The organism is Tepidibacter mesophilus (genome assembly GCF_002724055.1).
GTDB lineage: Bacteria > Bacillota > Clostridia > Peptostreptococcales > Peptostreptococcaceae > Tepidibacter_A > Tepidibacter_A mesophilus.
The window spans coordinates 216,616-230,321 of the sequence record NZ_BDQY01000002.1 but is presented as its reverse complement, the minus strand read 5'-3'; the positions used below and the strand labels follow the sequence as shown (position 1 = coordinate 230,321).

The window sequence follows — 13,706 nt, the reverse complement described above, 5'->3', positions numbered from 1 at the left end:
TTTAATTTAGTGTTATGTCATTTAATTTTTCCTCAAATTTATTTATTATTTCTCTTTTTAGTGTTTTATTTTTATCAAGATTTAACTTTTCATCTTCTTTTATTATATTTTGTGCTTCTTTTTGTGCTTCTTTTAGTATTTTTATATGTTTAAATATATTAGCTATTTTTAGTTCTGGAAGACCATGTTGTCTTGTCCCAAAAAATTCTCCAGGTCCTCTTATTTCTAAATCCTTCTCAGATATTTTAAACCCATCTGTTGTTTGTTCCATTGTTTTCATTCTCTCAAATGTAACTTCATTCTTTGATCCATATATAAGTATACAAAAAGATTTATGTTCTCCTCTTCCAACCCTTCCTCTTAGTTGGTGTAACTGCGCTAGTCCAAATCTTTCGGCATTTTCTATGATCATTAGTGTAGCATTTGGAACATTTACTCCAACCTCTATAACCGTTGTTGATACTAGTATATCTACTTCCCCATTTTTGAATTTTTTCATTATTTCATCTTTATCACAGGCTTTCATTTTTCCATGTAAAAGCTCTAATTTTAAATCCGGAAAATGTTCTGTTTTTAACTCTTCTACTAAATCAACTGCCGCTTTTGCTTTTATTACTTCTGATTCTTCAACCAAAGGACATACTATATAAACCTGTCTTCCAAGTTCTACCTGGCTTCTGACAAAATTATATGCTCTGAGTCTTTTTTCTTTGGCAATAGCAAAAGTGTCTATAATCTGCCTTCCAGGAGGAAGTTCATCTATTATAGATATATCAAGATCTCCATAAAGTATAAGTGCTAAGGTTCTAGGTATAGGTGTTGCAGTCATAACTAGTATATGAGGGTTGTCTCCTTTTTCGGATAACTTATTTCTTTGCCTTACTCCGAATCTATGTTGTTCATCCGTTATAACAATTCCAAGTTTTTTGAATTCAACTCCATCCTCTATAAGAGCATGTGTTCCTATTAATATGTCTATTTCGCCTTCTTTAGTTTTGTTTAAAATATCCATTTTTTGTTTTTTGGTAAGACTTCCTACCAGTAATCCTATATTTATATCGAATTTAGATAGTATTTCTTTGAGTGAGTTAAAATGTTGTTCTGCCAATATTTCAGTTGGAGCCATCATAGCTGCTTGATACGAGTTTAAAACTGCATTTGCAAGACTCAACAGGGCTACTACTGTTTTTCCAGATCCCACATCTCCTTGAACAAGTCTATTCATAACCTTGTTAGAGCTCATATCATTCATTATATCTTCAAGAGATCTTCTTTGAGCATTAGTTAGTGAAAACGGAAGGGATTTTATAATTTCTTCAAGTCTATCCTTTTTCTCAAATTTTATTCCCTCTTTGTCTACTACTCCGCTTTTCAAATATAATAATCCTAATTGAAGTATTAAAAACTCTTCATATACAAGTCTATATAAAGCCACTTTTAGGTTTTGTATATTTTCAGGCCTATGAATATTTTTTATAGCAAAGTTTATATCGCAAAGTTTGTTTTTATCTACAATATTTTTTGGAATATATTCATCTATTTTTAAGTTCTCATCATTTAATACACTCTGCATTATATTCATCAATTCTTTATTTGAAACACCATAGGTCAAAGGATATATAGGAATTATTTTTCCTATAGAACTTACTTTTTTTGTATCAAACTCTATCTCGCAGTTTAATAATTCAGTTTTTCCATATTCTTTTTTGACCTTCCCGTATGCAACTATATTATCTCCCACTTTAAAGTTATTGACTATATACTTTTGGTTAAAAAATACAAGTTTTATATAACCAGTATCATCTCTTACCTCTATTTTGTTTATAATCATCTTCTTTTTAGGCTCATGGTTCTCAAATCCTGTAACAATTCCTCTTATAGATACTTTTTCTTCATTTTGGAGATTAAATATTTTCTTAAATTTACTTCTATCTTCGTACTGTCTTGGAAAATAGTATATTAAATCCTTTACTGTGTATATGTTAAGCTTATTTAATTTTTTATATTTTTTAGGACCTACGCCTTTTATGTATTGTAAGTTTTTATTTAAATCCATCTACACCACCTTGTAAACTCCATTTTTTAAGCCATGGTATTTAATTTAATATCCATGGCTTAAAATGATAATATATAAACTTTTACTCTACAGAAATTATATAATAATATAGCGGTTGATTTCCACAGTAAACTTCTACATCTAAATCATCATATTTTTCTTCTATTTCTTTTCTTAATTCATTGGTATCATCTTCATTTAATTCTTCACCATAAAATAAAGTTATAATTTCACTATTCTCATCAACTAATTTATCTATTAAAGATAATGTTACATCTTTTATACTTTTTCCGGCTTCTTGTATTTTACCTTCTCCAATACCTATTATATCGCCTTCTTTTATATCTATATCATTCATACTAGTATCTCTTACTGCAAATGTTATTTGACCTGTCTTAACATTTTCAAGAGCATAATTCATAGCTTTTTGATTAGATTCAGAATCTGCTTCGGAATTAAATGCAAGTAAAGCAGAAAATCCCTGTGGAGTCGTTTTAGAAGGTATTACTATTATATTTTTATCCGATATTTCTTTAGCCTGATTTGCAGCCATTATTACATTGCTATTATTAGGAAGTATAATTATATTGTTTGCGTTTATATTGTCTATAGCTTGAATAAAATCTTCAGTACTCGGGTTCATAGTCTGACCACCCTCTATTACATAGTCTACTCCGAAATCTTTAAATATTGAAGTTATTCCAGATCCCATAGCTATAGATATAAAACCATACTCTTTCATTTCCTTAGATTCTTCTCTTACGTAATCATCTTCAACTAATATATTTTTATGTTGAATCTTCATATTATCTATTTTTATTTTGTCCAATTGACCATACTTTATAGCTTCTTGTAAAACAATACCAGGATTATTAGTATGTATATGAACTTTTATTAAAGAATCATCTCCAACAACTATTAAGCTATCTCCATGATTTTGTATAAGGTTCTTCATTTTAGAATCATCTATTTTGTCCGTATCAAGTATAAACTCAGTACAATAAGCAAACTTAATATCATCAGTAGATATTTCTGTATTCTTACTTACTTCTTGGACTTCGCTAAACTGAATATTTCTTTCTACAAATTCTCCTATGAAAGCTTTATACGCTCCCTCTAGTATGCAAACCAATCCTTTTCCACCAGAGTCTACAACTCCAGCTTCCTTTAAATTTTTAAGAAGGTTTGGAGTATTTTCTAAAGAGCGATTAGCTTCTCCTAATACTTTTTCCATAAATTTCTTTATATCTTTTTCCTTTTGACATATCTTAATTGCAAAATCTCCAGTTTCTCTTGCAACTGTAAGTATTGTTCCTTCTATAGGTTTTATTACTGCTTTATATGCAGTATCTGAGCCCTGCTTTAGTGCATTTGCTAAATCCTTTGTATCTAATTTTTCCTTATCCTCTATAGCTTTTGCAAATCCCCTTAATAGCTGAGATAATATAACCCCAGAGTTTCCTCTAGCTCCCATTAAAGACCCTTTAGAAGCGGCTTTTCCTATTTCTTTAATAGTAGTATTAGATTCCTTCATTACTTCCATTACAGCTGATTGTATTGTAAGAGACATGTTAGTACCAGTATCTCCATCTGGTACCGGAAATACGTTTAGCTTATCCACAAGCTCTTTATGATTTTGCAAATTATTAGCGCCCGATAATACCATCTGCCTAAAGAGCTTTGCATTTATATATTCTACTTTCAATTTGCTACCTCCTGACTATTTGTTTACTCTGACTCCTTGTACATTTATATCTATTTTTCTCACTTTAAGAGATGTCATTTTTTCCACAGTATATTTAACTCTATCTATTATATTGTCTGCCACAACAGATATTTTCGTTCCATATTGTATAATAACAAATAATTCTATACTAACTGCATCTTCTTCTATCTCAACTTTTACTCCATTACTCATGTTTTCTTTTTTTAAAAGTTCAACCAATCCATCTACTTTAGACTTATAACTAAATCCAACAATTCCATAGCACTCTGTAGATACTTGAGATGCAATTTTAGCTATAACTTCTTTATCAATATAGATATTACCATATTTATTGGCAATTGTTCCACTCATTTTTTACCCCCTACATAATAATTATATTTTTTTATTAATATTTTTTTATATTATATATATACTTTATTGAATATTATATGTATAATATATTTTATATTATATGTTTCATATATTCAATACAAATATAACATTTAACTTGCAAAAGTTAACTTAATATGATAATATAATTATGTTTTTAATGCCAATGATAAAGGTTTGAAGGAGGTGTTAATCATGGCAAGAGTTTGTTCAGTTTGCGGAAAAGGTAAGGTTTCTGGTAATACAGTGAGTCACTCAAACCGTCATAATAAAAGAACTTGGTCTCCAAACTTAAGAAAAGTTAGAGCTATAGTTGATGGTACTCCAAAGAGATTAAACGTTTGTACAAGATGTTTACGTTCTGGTAGCGTAGAAAGAGCTGTCTAGTTTAATAATGAAAGTTGCCTGTTTAAGCATCTTTTATCTCTTATAAAAAAGCCGAACAAATTTGTTCGGCTTTTTTTTATTTCTAAATAAATTATAATTTTCAAACTCTAGATATCATTGATAAAAAACGAAAATACAAACTATTTTTAAGCAACAGAGTCGTGAGACTTATTGGCGCTATGAACGCATGTGAATTTTAAGCAACAGAGCCTGTAAGGATCGTTGGCGACATGAGTCACCGCGTTAGCGAGTAGACGAATTTTATTTATCTAATTTAAAAGTTTCACTAAATATTATTTTTATTATAGCTGCCACTGGGACTGAAAATATCATTCCCATTATTCCAAAGAACCCACCCCCCACAGCTATTGTGAATATTATCCAAAACGGAGACAACCCAATATAATTTCCCATAATTTTAGGTCCAACTATATTTGCATCTACTTGTTGAAGAATCAGTATAAGTGCACATACCCACAACGCCTTCATAGGAGCATAGAAAAGCGTAACTATAACAGCAGGTGTTGCACCTATGAACGGTCCTATATAAGGTATTACATTCGTACAAGCTATTATAACCGCTAACAAAAGTGAATACTTTATCTTCAAAATTAGAAATCCTATAAAACACAGTGTTCCTAATATTGAAGACTGAACTATAAGTCCTGTTAAAAAACTTGAGAATATAACATTTGCTTTTTTACTAAATTCTATAAATTCTATACATCTATCTTCTTTTAATATTTTCTTAACCATCTTAGCTCCAAGTGATTTTAAAGATTCTTTTTCAATTAACATATAAACAGATATTATCAAACTAAAAGATATAGTTACCACAGCCGATCCTATATTTGTTATGAATATTAAGAAATTATTTAAAAAATAATTCATAGCCTTAGATATTTTTTGTAAATTCCCTATCGAATTCTTATCTACGTATTTTTCAATTTCATTTAATATATTAATGTCTATATTATTTACAAAACTAAGCAAATTATCTACATAGTTAGGCATATCATTTATTATCTGTACTATACTTTTAACCACTACCGGTATAACTATTATGACCATAACTATCATTATAAGTACAAAAGCACTATATACTATAAGTATAGCTATCCCATTTTTTATTTTAAACTTATCTTTTAAAAACATTATTATTGAGTCGAATATGTATGCTATAAAAAAAGCTATAAAAAACGGCTTCAGTATACTAAGCAACTTACTAAAACCATTTGATATACTAGCTGTATTTATATACACAAAACCCAATATAAGAAGTCCTATTAACACTATTATATACTTTTCTATAAATTTTTTGTTATCCTTTATCATATGTTCCTCCATGTATTTTTTAGATTAATCTTAACATATTCTTCTATTTATTATCAATAGAAGAATAATTAATGCATACAAAAAAACCATTATAAAATGGTTTTTTGTTTATTTCTTTCTTATAAAGAATTTTACTATTGCTGATAGAAATTTTGGAAGTTTTATTGCCACTATTTTCATAATATATACCCCCTATTTAAAGCAAATACAACCTGTTACAATAAGTACCGTTGCAAAACAACTCATCCACAACCAATTCGGTAAAACTAGAGATAAAATAATGCTAAGTCCCACCGCTATGCATATCAATCCAACCAAATGTTTTGTACACCTTCTCATTACACCCACCTCATTATATCTTCATATATATAGTGTATTCAACTTTATATAAAATTGACACAAAAAATACTTATTAAATTTCTTTAATAAGTATTTTTTATATTTAAGTAAATTTAATTATTAATCTCTAGACTTTATAACCAACACACATCCACTTTTAAGACTTATTTCACATTTATCATCTAACATTATATTCGATACTCCTATTGATGCTGAAAATTTTAAGTTATAGTTATTAAGTGGATACTCAAGTCCTTTTAAAGTAACCCCTAACACATCTGAGTATATTGGAACAACAGATACAATATCACCTTTTTTACCTGTGATTTGTATTTTGTTATCAGTAATATAGATCTCGTTGTTTTCATTTATTATTCTAGATTTAATACCTTTTTTCAAAAGGGAGTATAAAATATTTATATTTGCAAGAGAATGGTCCATACGATTTCCCAAAACGCCTATAAAATCTATTTTTTTTGACCCTATATCTATGGCGTAGTCTATACATATTTCTGTATCTGTTTTGTCTTTTTTAGATGGAAACTTATTGAATTCTATATTCTTATCTATAAAATGTTTTTTTACTTTATCATCTATAGAATCAAGGTCCCCTATTATAATATCCGGAGTTATATTCATATTGTATGCATGATTGGAGGCTCCATCTGCGCATATTATACAATCGTAATTCTCTTTTATTATATTTTTATAAAAATCATAATCATCCATACTTCCATTTGCTATTACTAAAGACTTCAATAAATCACTTCCTAAAGCACTGAGTTTGATCTAAACTCTTGCACAGTCTTATTTATATTTTCACTACCAAATATAGCAGATCCCGCAACAATAACATTTGCTCCAGCCTTTACAGCTTTATGTACATTACTTGGCTTCATTCCTCCATCAACCTGTATTTCAATGTTAAGATTTCTCTCATTTGCAAGATCTCTAACCTCTTTTATTTTATCAATCATACCATCTATAAATGATTGTCCTCCAAATCCAGGGTTAACAGTCATTATAAGAACCATATCAAGATCGTCTATAACATGCTTTATCGTTTCAACAGGTGTTGCAGGATTTAAGGATACACAAGCTTTAACACCCATTGATTTTATATTTTGTATCGTTCTATGAAGATGTGTACAAGCTTCTTGGTGGACTGTTATTATATCCGCACCAACATTTACAAAATCTTGTATATAATTATCAGGATTTTCAATCATAAGATGCACATCAAACACCATATCTACATCTTTTCTCAAGCTTTTCACTATACCAGGACCTAATGTAATGTTAGGTACAAAATGTCCATCCATTACATCTATGTGTAAGTACTCACACCCTGCATTTTCTACTTTTTTAATGTCATCTAGTAATTTTGCAAAATCTGCTGAAAGTATTGATGGAGCTAATTTTATCATATTTTAGTACCTCCTATTTTTTTTTCTTATTTCATTTAATAGCTGTAAGTAACTATCATATCTTTGATTAGTTATTTTTCCTTCTTCAAGAGCATTCTTAACGGCACAGTTTGGTTCATTTTCATGTAGACAGTTTCTATAGAACTTACAATCATTAGCATAATCATCAAACTCTATAAAATAGTCCTTTAAATCTTGTTCTTCTATACAATCTAATGTTAAAGAACTAAATCCAGGTGTATCAGCAACCATACCACCATCTTCTAATTTTAAAAGCTGTGCATACCTTGTTGTATGTTTTCCTCTTTTTATCTTTTCACTTATGCTTCCAGTTTCAAGACTTAGATTTGGATCTATCTTATTTAAAAGGCTAGATTTTCCAACTCCAGATGGCCCAGCAAATACTACTATACTATCTTTTATTTCATCTTTTACAAGTTCTATATTTATATCCTTTTTTTTACTAATAGAAATTACTTTATATCCCGCATTATTATATATTCTTTTTACATTTTCATATTCTTGTTCTTCATCTAAATCTATTTTACTAATAACTATGACTACTTCTAATCCTTCTTTCTCAGCTAAAACTATAAATCTATCTAAAAGAGAAAAATGCGGTTGTGGGTTTTTGATACTGAATACTATTATAGCTTTGTTTACATTTGCTATAGGAGGTCTTATCAATTCGGTTTCTCTTTTTTTGATATCCTCTATTACTCCTTTTTTTTCTTCTTCATTTACTATTGATATATCTACTAAATCACCTACTAGAGGTGTTATCTTCTTCTTTCTAAATATACCTCTAGCCTTACATTCATATATACCATTACTTGTATCTATATAATAAAACCCACCTATACCTTTTGTTATCCTACCATTTAACATAATTCTCTCCTTTTATTTAAATTCAGCCGTTGTTTTAGCATAAAAAGCATTATCTACATATATTTCGTATTCTTTCGTTTCTCCTTCATATCCTTGAATAGGAACTGTTATCATATTCCCTGATTCTTGTACGTTTATAGTTTTATCATATATAGCCTTTGCACCATTTCCTTCTTTTACTACAACCCTTACAGTTTGCTCTTCTTCTGATAATGCAAATGATATTTGTTTTTCTATAATCTTCTTAGAAGGTTCTTCTACTTTTTCTTCTTTATATTCATTTACTATTAAGTCTATTTTTTTACCTTCTTCTACATGTTGTCCACCTTTTAGACTTTGATTAAGTATCACACCTTCTTTTTTATTTTTATTTTCTTCATATTTTATCTTCCCTATTCCTAAATCAACTAGTAATATTCTAGCATCTTCCAAAGTCTTTCCAACTAAATCCGGTACTCTAACTAATTTTACTTCTTCTCCCTTACTTACTATAAAATCTATACCAGTTCCTTCCTCTACCTCTGTAAACGCTCTTGGTTTTTGACTTATTATAGTTCCTTCAGGTAATGAGCTAAATTCATAGTCTATAACTCCCTCTTTCAAGTCACTTTCTTTTAGTATGTTCTCCGCACTATCGAGTGTCTTTCTAACTAAGTTAGGGACAGTTACAGGCTCTCCACCCTTACTTACATCAAATTTAACAGTTTGTCCCTTCCTAATTGAACTACCTGCTGCTGGAATCTGATCTATTATATGATTTTTTTCTACTGCTGAATCATATAGTTCATTTCTAACTTGAACACTAACCCCTATACTTTCAAGTCTACTAGTAGCATCCTCAAGTGTGTTATTTTCAAAATCTGGCATTTCATAATTTTTTGTAATAAATAAGTCCTTTAAGTTATATGCAATAAATGTAATTGAAAAAGATAGTATAAGTGCAAACAAAACACCTAAAATAGTCATCTTCTTCTTACTGCTAATTTTATTTTTTGATTTCTTTCTCATGTTAGTATTAGCACCTTCTTCTTTAATTTCTTTAGATATACTAGCTTTTAATTCTTCATTTAAAGAATCTAGCTTCTGCGTATGATAAAGCTCATAATCTTCTTCAAAATCAAGTTCTATATTATTCTCTATATGTTCTATATCATTTATTAATTCATATGCATTTTGATATCTATCTGATTGTTTTTTTTGAGTTAATTTGTATAATAGACCCTTTATATCTTTTGGTATATCCGTTGGTATATCCTTTTCAAAATCTATATCTTCGTTTATATGTTTTAATGCTATATTTACAGGTGTATCTCCTTTAAATGGAACCTTTCCTGCTAACATTTCATATAGAACTATACCAAGCGAATATAGATCTGAGGTTTTATCTATATAGCCACCTCGAGCTTGTTCAGGAGAGAAATAATGAACAGATCCGATTACATTACCAACTACTGTTATAGTTGAGCTAGTAGTGGCTTTGGCTATACCAAAATCAGCAACCTTTGCTAAATTATCTTTTGATATCAAAATATTATGAGGCTTTATATCTCTATGTACTATCCCATTTTTATGTGCTTGATTTAAAGCCATGGCTATTTGTTTCATTATATCAAGTGCATAAGAATAGTCTAGTGCTCCTTTTTTCTTTATCAAATCTTTAAGGTTCATACCATCTACATATTCCATTACTATATAATTTATATCCTCATCCTGTCCTACATCGTATATATTAACGATATTTGGATGAGCAAGACCTGCCGATGCCAGTGCTTCATTCTTAAATTTTAAAAGAAATTCTTCATCATCACTAAATTCCGGTCTTAAAACTTTGATAGCTACAACCCTATTTAAAATAGTACACCTAGCTTTATATACAAATGCCATTCCTCCATCGCCTATTTTATCTAATATCTCATACCTATTATTAAGCATCTTCTTCATAAGCTTTATCACCAACTCTCTGTTCAAATTGTTATGCATATAACTGATATATTATCTTTACTTCCATTTTGCTTTGCCATGTCTATCATCTTACTACAACATTCTTCTAAATCATTGTTGTTTATTAATATATTATTCATATCCTCTATAGTTACAGAACTTGTAAGTCCATCGGTTGCCAATATTATCTTGTTATCTTTTTCTAATATTTCTTTATAGAAATCTATTTTTATAAATTCATCTGTACCTATTGCTCTTGTTATTACATTTCTTTGAGGATGAGCAAGAGCTTCTGTCTCTGTTATAGCACCTTCATCTATAAGTTCTTGAACTAGAGAATTATCCTTTGTAACTTTTTTTATATCTCCATTAGTAAACAAATAACACCTACTGTCCCCTATATTGGCTATATACAAATCTTTTTTATAAATTATAGCAGTAGTCAGCGTAGTCCCCATACCCTTAAATTCTTCTTCATATAAAGAGGTTTTGTATACTATAGCATTAACATATTTATAAGCTTGCCTTAATATATATTTAACCTCTATATAATTATCAAAATTCACATTTATTAAATTTTTTTTCATAAAGTAAAGTATATTTTCTACAGCTAATTTACTAGCTACTTCTCCTTTTTTATGACCACCCATTCCGTCTGCTATGGCAAATACTCCAATTTTTTGACCATCATGTTCTATTATCTCATAGCCACAAAAATCTTCATTTTGCTTTCTTTTATTTCCTATATCAGATAAAATATGATATTTCATAAAATCACACCCCAATCAAGCGACCCTTAAAGTTTCATATCTTTATTTTCATCTTTGTTCAAATGTTTTCTTCTCAATTGTCCACAAGCTCCCTTAATATCGCTTCCCATTTCTCTTCTTATAGTACAATTAATTCCGGATTGTTTCAAGTTCTCTTTAAATTTATATATATAATTTTTATCTGGTTTTTCATAACTTCTTTCTTCAACTTTGTTTATAGGTATTAAATTCACATGACATAAAATTCCCTTTAATTTATTTCCTAAAAGCTTTGCATCTTCTTTTTTATCATTAATTCCCTTTATAAGTGAATATTCAAATGTAATTCTTCTATTTGTTTTTTGTATATAATATTTACAAGCCTTAATAATTTCATCTATAGTATATGATTTTGCTATTGGCATTATCTCTCTTCTAGTATTTTCATCTGCTGCATGAAGTGATATAGCCAAGTTTATAGGAATTTGCATATCAGCAAGTTCATATATTTTAGGCACTATTCCACAAGTAGAAAGAGTTATATGTCTATATCCTATATTAAGACCGTTTTTCTCATTTACTATTTCTAAAAACTTTTTGACATTTTCGAAATTATCAAAAGGTTCTCCACTTCCCATTAATACAATATTCGATACTCTAGTTTTAATATCTTTTTGTATTTGAAGAACTTGATCTAATATTTCCCACGGTTGTAAATTTCTTTCCAATCCATCTATTGTAGATGCACAGAAATTACATCCCATTCTGCAACCAACCTGAGTTGATATACAAACAGATACTCCATGTTCATACTTCATCATAACACTTTCTATTATATTTTTATCTTCAAGCGCAAACAGATATTTTATAGTTCCATCTATTTTGGATTCAAACTTTTTGTATATCTCTAGTTTTCCAAGATTTGATTTATCAGATAGTTTTTTTCTTAAATCCTTAGAAATATTACTCATATCCTCTATAGAATCTATTTCTTTATATATCCAGCTAAAAATTTGATTTGCCCTAAATGATTTTTCTCCTATTTCCTTCATAAATTCCTTCATATCATTTTCAGTTAAAGATTTTAAGCATACCTTGTCCATTTAAATCACTACCTTATCCTTCTTAATTTAGCTATAAAAAATCCATCCATACTGTGTATATTAGGATACAGCTTTATATATCCATCTTCTTGATTTTCTAAATCAACATTTATATTTTCTATTGGCTCAAGTTTAAAATTATTATTTAGTTCTAAAAATTCATTTACTATATCTATATTCTCTCTATCTTCTATTGTACATGTACTATATATTAATAATCCACCTTTTTTTACATATTCAGAGCTATTTTGAATTATCTTTTTCTGAATTTGAGGTATATTCTCTAAATCTTTTTTCTTTTTATATTTTATTTCTGGTTTTCTTCTTATTATACCAAATCCAGAACAAGGAGCATCTACTAATACTGTGTCAAATTTTTCTATACTATCCTCGTCCAGTTTTGTAGCATCATTTTTTTGTATTTCTACGTTATTAAGACCCAGTCTTTTTGTATTTTCTTTTATAAGCTTTAATTTATGATCGAATATATCTCTAGCTACAACTTTTCCATTATTCTTCATTAAAGTAGCTAAATGTGTAGTTTTTCCGCCTGGTGCAGAACACACATCCAATATATTATCATTTTCACTTGGATTTATAACATGGCCTATCATCATAGAGCTTATATCTTGAATTTGAAAATAGCCTCTTTTAAATAGTTCGTTATTTTCTATATTTTTAAGGCTCTTTACTTTTATAGCTTCTTTAACTAATTTAACTGATTCACATTCTACTCCTTGTTCTTGAAATTTTTTAATTAAATTTTCTCTTGATATTTTTAGTTCATTGGTTCTTAGATATAATTCTGGTCTTTCGTTATTTTCTTCAACAAGCTTCTCAGTAAAATCTTGCCCAAATTTATCTATCCAATTCTTAATAATCCATTCTTCGTAAGAGTATTTTATAGATAAATACTTTACTATATCTTTGTCTTTATCAGGATATTTTATATCAGTTTGATTTCTAACAACATTTCTAAGTACCCCATTAACGAACCCCGATGCCTTTTTGCAGTATTTTTTAGATAAATTTACACTTTCATTTACAGCTGCAAAATCTTTTGTGCTATCTAAAAATAATATCTGATATATTCCCATTTGAAGAATATTTCTAACATGAGGAGATAATTTCTTAGCTTTTATTTTTGAAAATTTATCTATTACATAGTTTAAAAAATACTTATTTTCCGTAACACCATATATAAGTTCTGTACAAAACCCTCTATCAATATCTTTTAAGTTACTATCTCTTAAATGCTTATTAACTCCTAAATTAGAGTATAATCCATTATTTTCTATATCATATATAGCATTAAGTGCTACTTCTCTACTACTTTTCATATTATTCTCTCCTTTAAAATCCATCTATCCACTACGCACTGACTCA

13 protein-coding genes are annotated in these 13,706 nt (G+C 28.7%); 1 reads left to right on the top strand and 12 read right to left on the bottom strand.

The window, feature by feature from the left end; all coding sequences use genetic code 11:
- Position 1: 1 nt before the first annotated feature.
- The 3 genes from recG to Tmeso_RS02885 all read right to left on the bottom strand — a co-directional run bounded on the left by recG (position 2) and on the right by Tmeso_RS02885 (position 4,133).
- Positions 2–2,056, bottom strand: a complete 2,055-nt coding sequence (gene recG, locus Tmeso_RS02895) for an ATP-dependent DNA helicase RecG (protein WP_099188062.1) — start codon at positions 2,054–2,056, stop codon at positions 2–4.
- Between the two features lie 82 nt (positions 2,057–2,138).
- Positions 2,139–3,722: a DAK2 domain-containing protein gene (locus Tmeso_RS02890; RefSeq protein ID WP_099188212.1), complete on the bottom strand. Its 1,584-nt coding sequence runs from the start codon at positions 3,720–3,722 to the stop codon at positions 2,139–2,141.
- Positions 3,723–3,776: 54 nt separating this feature from the next.
- Complete coding sequence (locus Tmeso_RS02885; RefSeq protein WP_099188060.1) at positions 3,777–4,133, bottom strand: Asp23/Gls24 family envelope stress response protein; 357 nt, start codon at positions 4,131–4,133, stop codon at positions 3,777–3,779.
- Between the two features lie 213 nt (positions 4,134–4,346).
- Here Tmeso_RS02885 and rpmB point away from each other — a divergent pair, with 213 nt between their 5' ends.
- Positions 4,347–4,538, top strand: a complete 192-nt coding sequence (rpmB, locus tag Tmeso_RS02880) for a 50S ribosomal protein L28 (RefSeq protein ID WP_099188058.1) — start codon at positions 4,347–4,349, stop codon at positions 4,536–4,538.
- Positions 4,539–4,799: 261 nt separating this feature from the next.
- On the opposite strand, the gene Tmeso_RS02875 is transcribed toward rpmB, so the two are convergent.
- From Tmeso_RS02875 to rsmB, 9 genes are all read right to left on the bottom strand, one after another.
- Positions 4,800–5,873 (bottom strand): AI-2E family transporter, encoded by a 1,074-nt coding sequence (locus Tmeso_RS02875; RefSeq protein ID WP_187296199.1) that lies wholly within the window; start codon positions 5,871–5,873, stop codon positions 4,800–4,802.
- A 192-nt stretch (positions 5,874–6,065) separates the two neighbouring features.
- Complete coding sequence (locus Tmeso_RS16190; RefSeq protein ID WP_145993129.1) at positions 6,066–6,212, bottom strand: 2-oxoglutarate translocator; 147 nt, start codon at positions 6,210–6,212, stop codon at positions 6,066–6,068.
- 120 nt (positions 6,213–6,332) lie between these two features.
- Complete coding sequence (locus Tmeso_RS02870; RefSeq protein ID WP_099188054.1) at positions 6,333–6,971, bottom strand: thiamine diphosphokinase; 639 nt, start codon at positions 6,969–6,971, stop codon at positions 6,333–6,335.
- Positions 6,972–6,982: 11 nt separating this feature from the next.
- Positions 6,983–7,639: a ribulose-phosphate 3-epimerase gene (rpe, locus tag Tmeso_RS02865; protein WP_099188052.1), complete on the bottom strand. Its 657-nt coding sequence runs from the start codon at positions 7,637–7,639 to the stop codon at positions 6,983–6,985.
- A 3-nt stretch (positions 7,640–7,642) separates the two neighbouring features.
- The gene (gene rsgA / locus Tmeso_RS02860) at positions 7,643–8,527 is read right to left on the bottom strand and encodes a ribosome small subunit-dependent GTPase A (protein WP_099188050.1); all 885 of its coding nucleotides are present in this window, start codon (positions 8,525–8,527) and stop codon (positions 7,643–7,645) included.
- Between the two features lie 12 nt (positions 8,528–8,539).
- The gene (gene pknB, locus Tmeso_RS02855; RefSeq protein ID WP_187296198.1) at positions 8,540–10,468 is read right to left on the bottom strand and encodes a Stk1 family PASTA domain-containing Ser/Thr kinase; all 1,929 of its coding nucleotides are present in this window, start codon (positions 10,466–10,468) and stop codon (positions 8,540–8,542) included.
- 23 nt (positions 10,469–10,491) lie between these two features.
- Positions 10,492–11,238, bottom strand: a complete 747-nt coding sequence (locus tag Tmeso_RS02850) for a Stp1/IreP family PP2C-type Ser/Thr phosphatase (RefSeq protein ID WP_099188046.1) — start codon at positions 11,236–11,238, stop codon at positions 10,492–10,494.
- 26 nt (positions 11,239–11,264) lie between these two features.
- Positions 11,265–12,320, bottom strand: a complete 1,056-nt coding sequence (rlmN, locus tag Tmeso_RS02845) for a 23S rRNA (adenine(2503)-C(2))-methyltransferase RlmN (RefSeq protein ID WP_099188044.1) — start codon at positions 12,318–12,320, stop codon at positions 11,265–11,267.
- An 8-nt stretch (positions 12,321–12,328) separates the two neighbouring features.
- A complete protein-coding gene (gene rsmB / locus Tmeso_RS02840; protein WP_099188042.1) occupies positions 12,329–13,660 on the bottom strand; it encodes a 16S rRNA (cytosine(967)-C(5))-methyltransferase RsmB in 1,332 nt (443 codons plus the stop codon).
- Positions 13,661–13,706 lie beyond the last annotated feature (46 nt).

Bases quoted from the DNA above. Each gene is read 5' to 3' on its own strand.
- recG (WP_099188062.1), bottom strand. From the start codon at position 2,056: ATGGATTTAAATAAAAACTTACAATACATAAAAGGCGTAGGTCCTAAA.
- Tmeso_RS02890 (WP_099188212.1), bottom strand. From the start codon at position 3,722: ATGGTATTATCGGGCGCTAATAATTTGCAAAATCATAAAGAGCTTGTG.
- Tmeso_RS02885 (WP_099188060.1), bottom strand. From the start codon at position 4,133: ATGAGTGGAACAATTGCCAATAAATATGGTAATATCTATATTGATAAA.
- rpmB (WP_099188058.1), top strand. From the start codon at position 4,347: ATGGCAAGAGTTTGTTCAGTTTGCGGAAAAGGTAAGGTTTCTGGTAAT.
- Tmeso_RS02875 (WP_187296199.1), bottom strand. From the start codon at position 5,873: ATGATAAAGGATAACAAAAAATTTATAGAAAAGTATATAATAGTGTTA.
- Tmeso_RS16190 (WP_145993129.1), bottom strand. From the start codon at position 6,212: ATGAGAAGGTGTACAAAACATTTGGTTGGATTGATATGCATAGCGGTG.
- rpe (WP_099188052.1), bottom strand. From the start codon at position 7,639: ATGATAAAATTAGCTCCATCAATACTTTCAGCAGATTTTGCAAAATTA.
- rsgA (WP_099188050.1), bottom strand. From the start codon at position 8,527: ATGTTAAATGGTAGGATAACAAAAGGTATAGGTGGGTTTTATTATATA.
- pknB (WP_187296198.1), bottom strand. From the start codon at position 10,468: ATGAAGAAGATGCTTAATAATAGGTATGAGATATTAGATAAAATAGGC.
- Tmeso_RS02850 (WP_099188046.1), bottom strand. From the start codon at position 11,238: ATGAAATATCATATTTTATCTGATATAGGAAATAAAAGAAAGCAAAAT.
- rlmN (WP_099188044.1), bottom strand. From the start codon at position 12,320: ATGGACAAGGTATGCTTAAAATCTTTAACTGAAAATGATATGAAGGAA.
- rsmB (WP_099188042.1), bottom strand. From the start codon at position 13,660: ATGAAAAGTAGTAGAGAAGTAGCACTTAATGCTATATATGATATAGAA.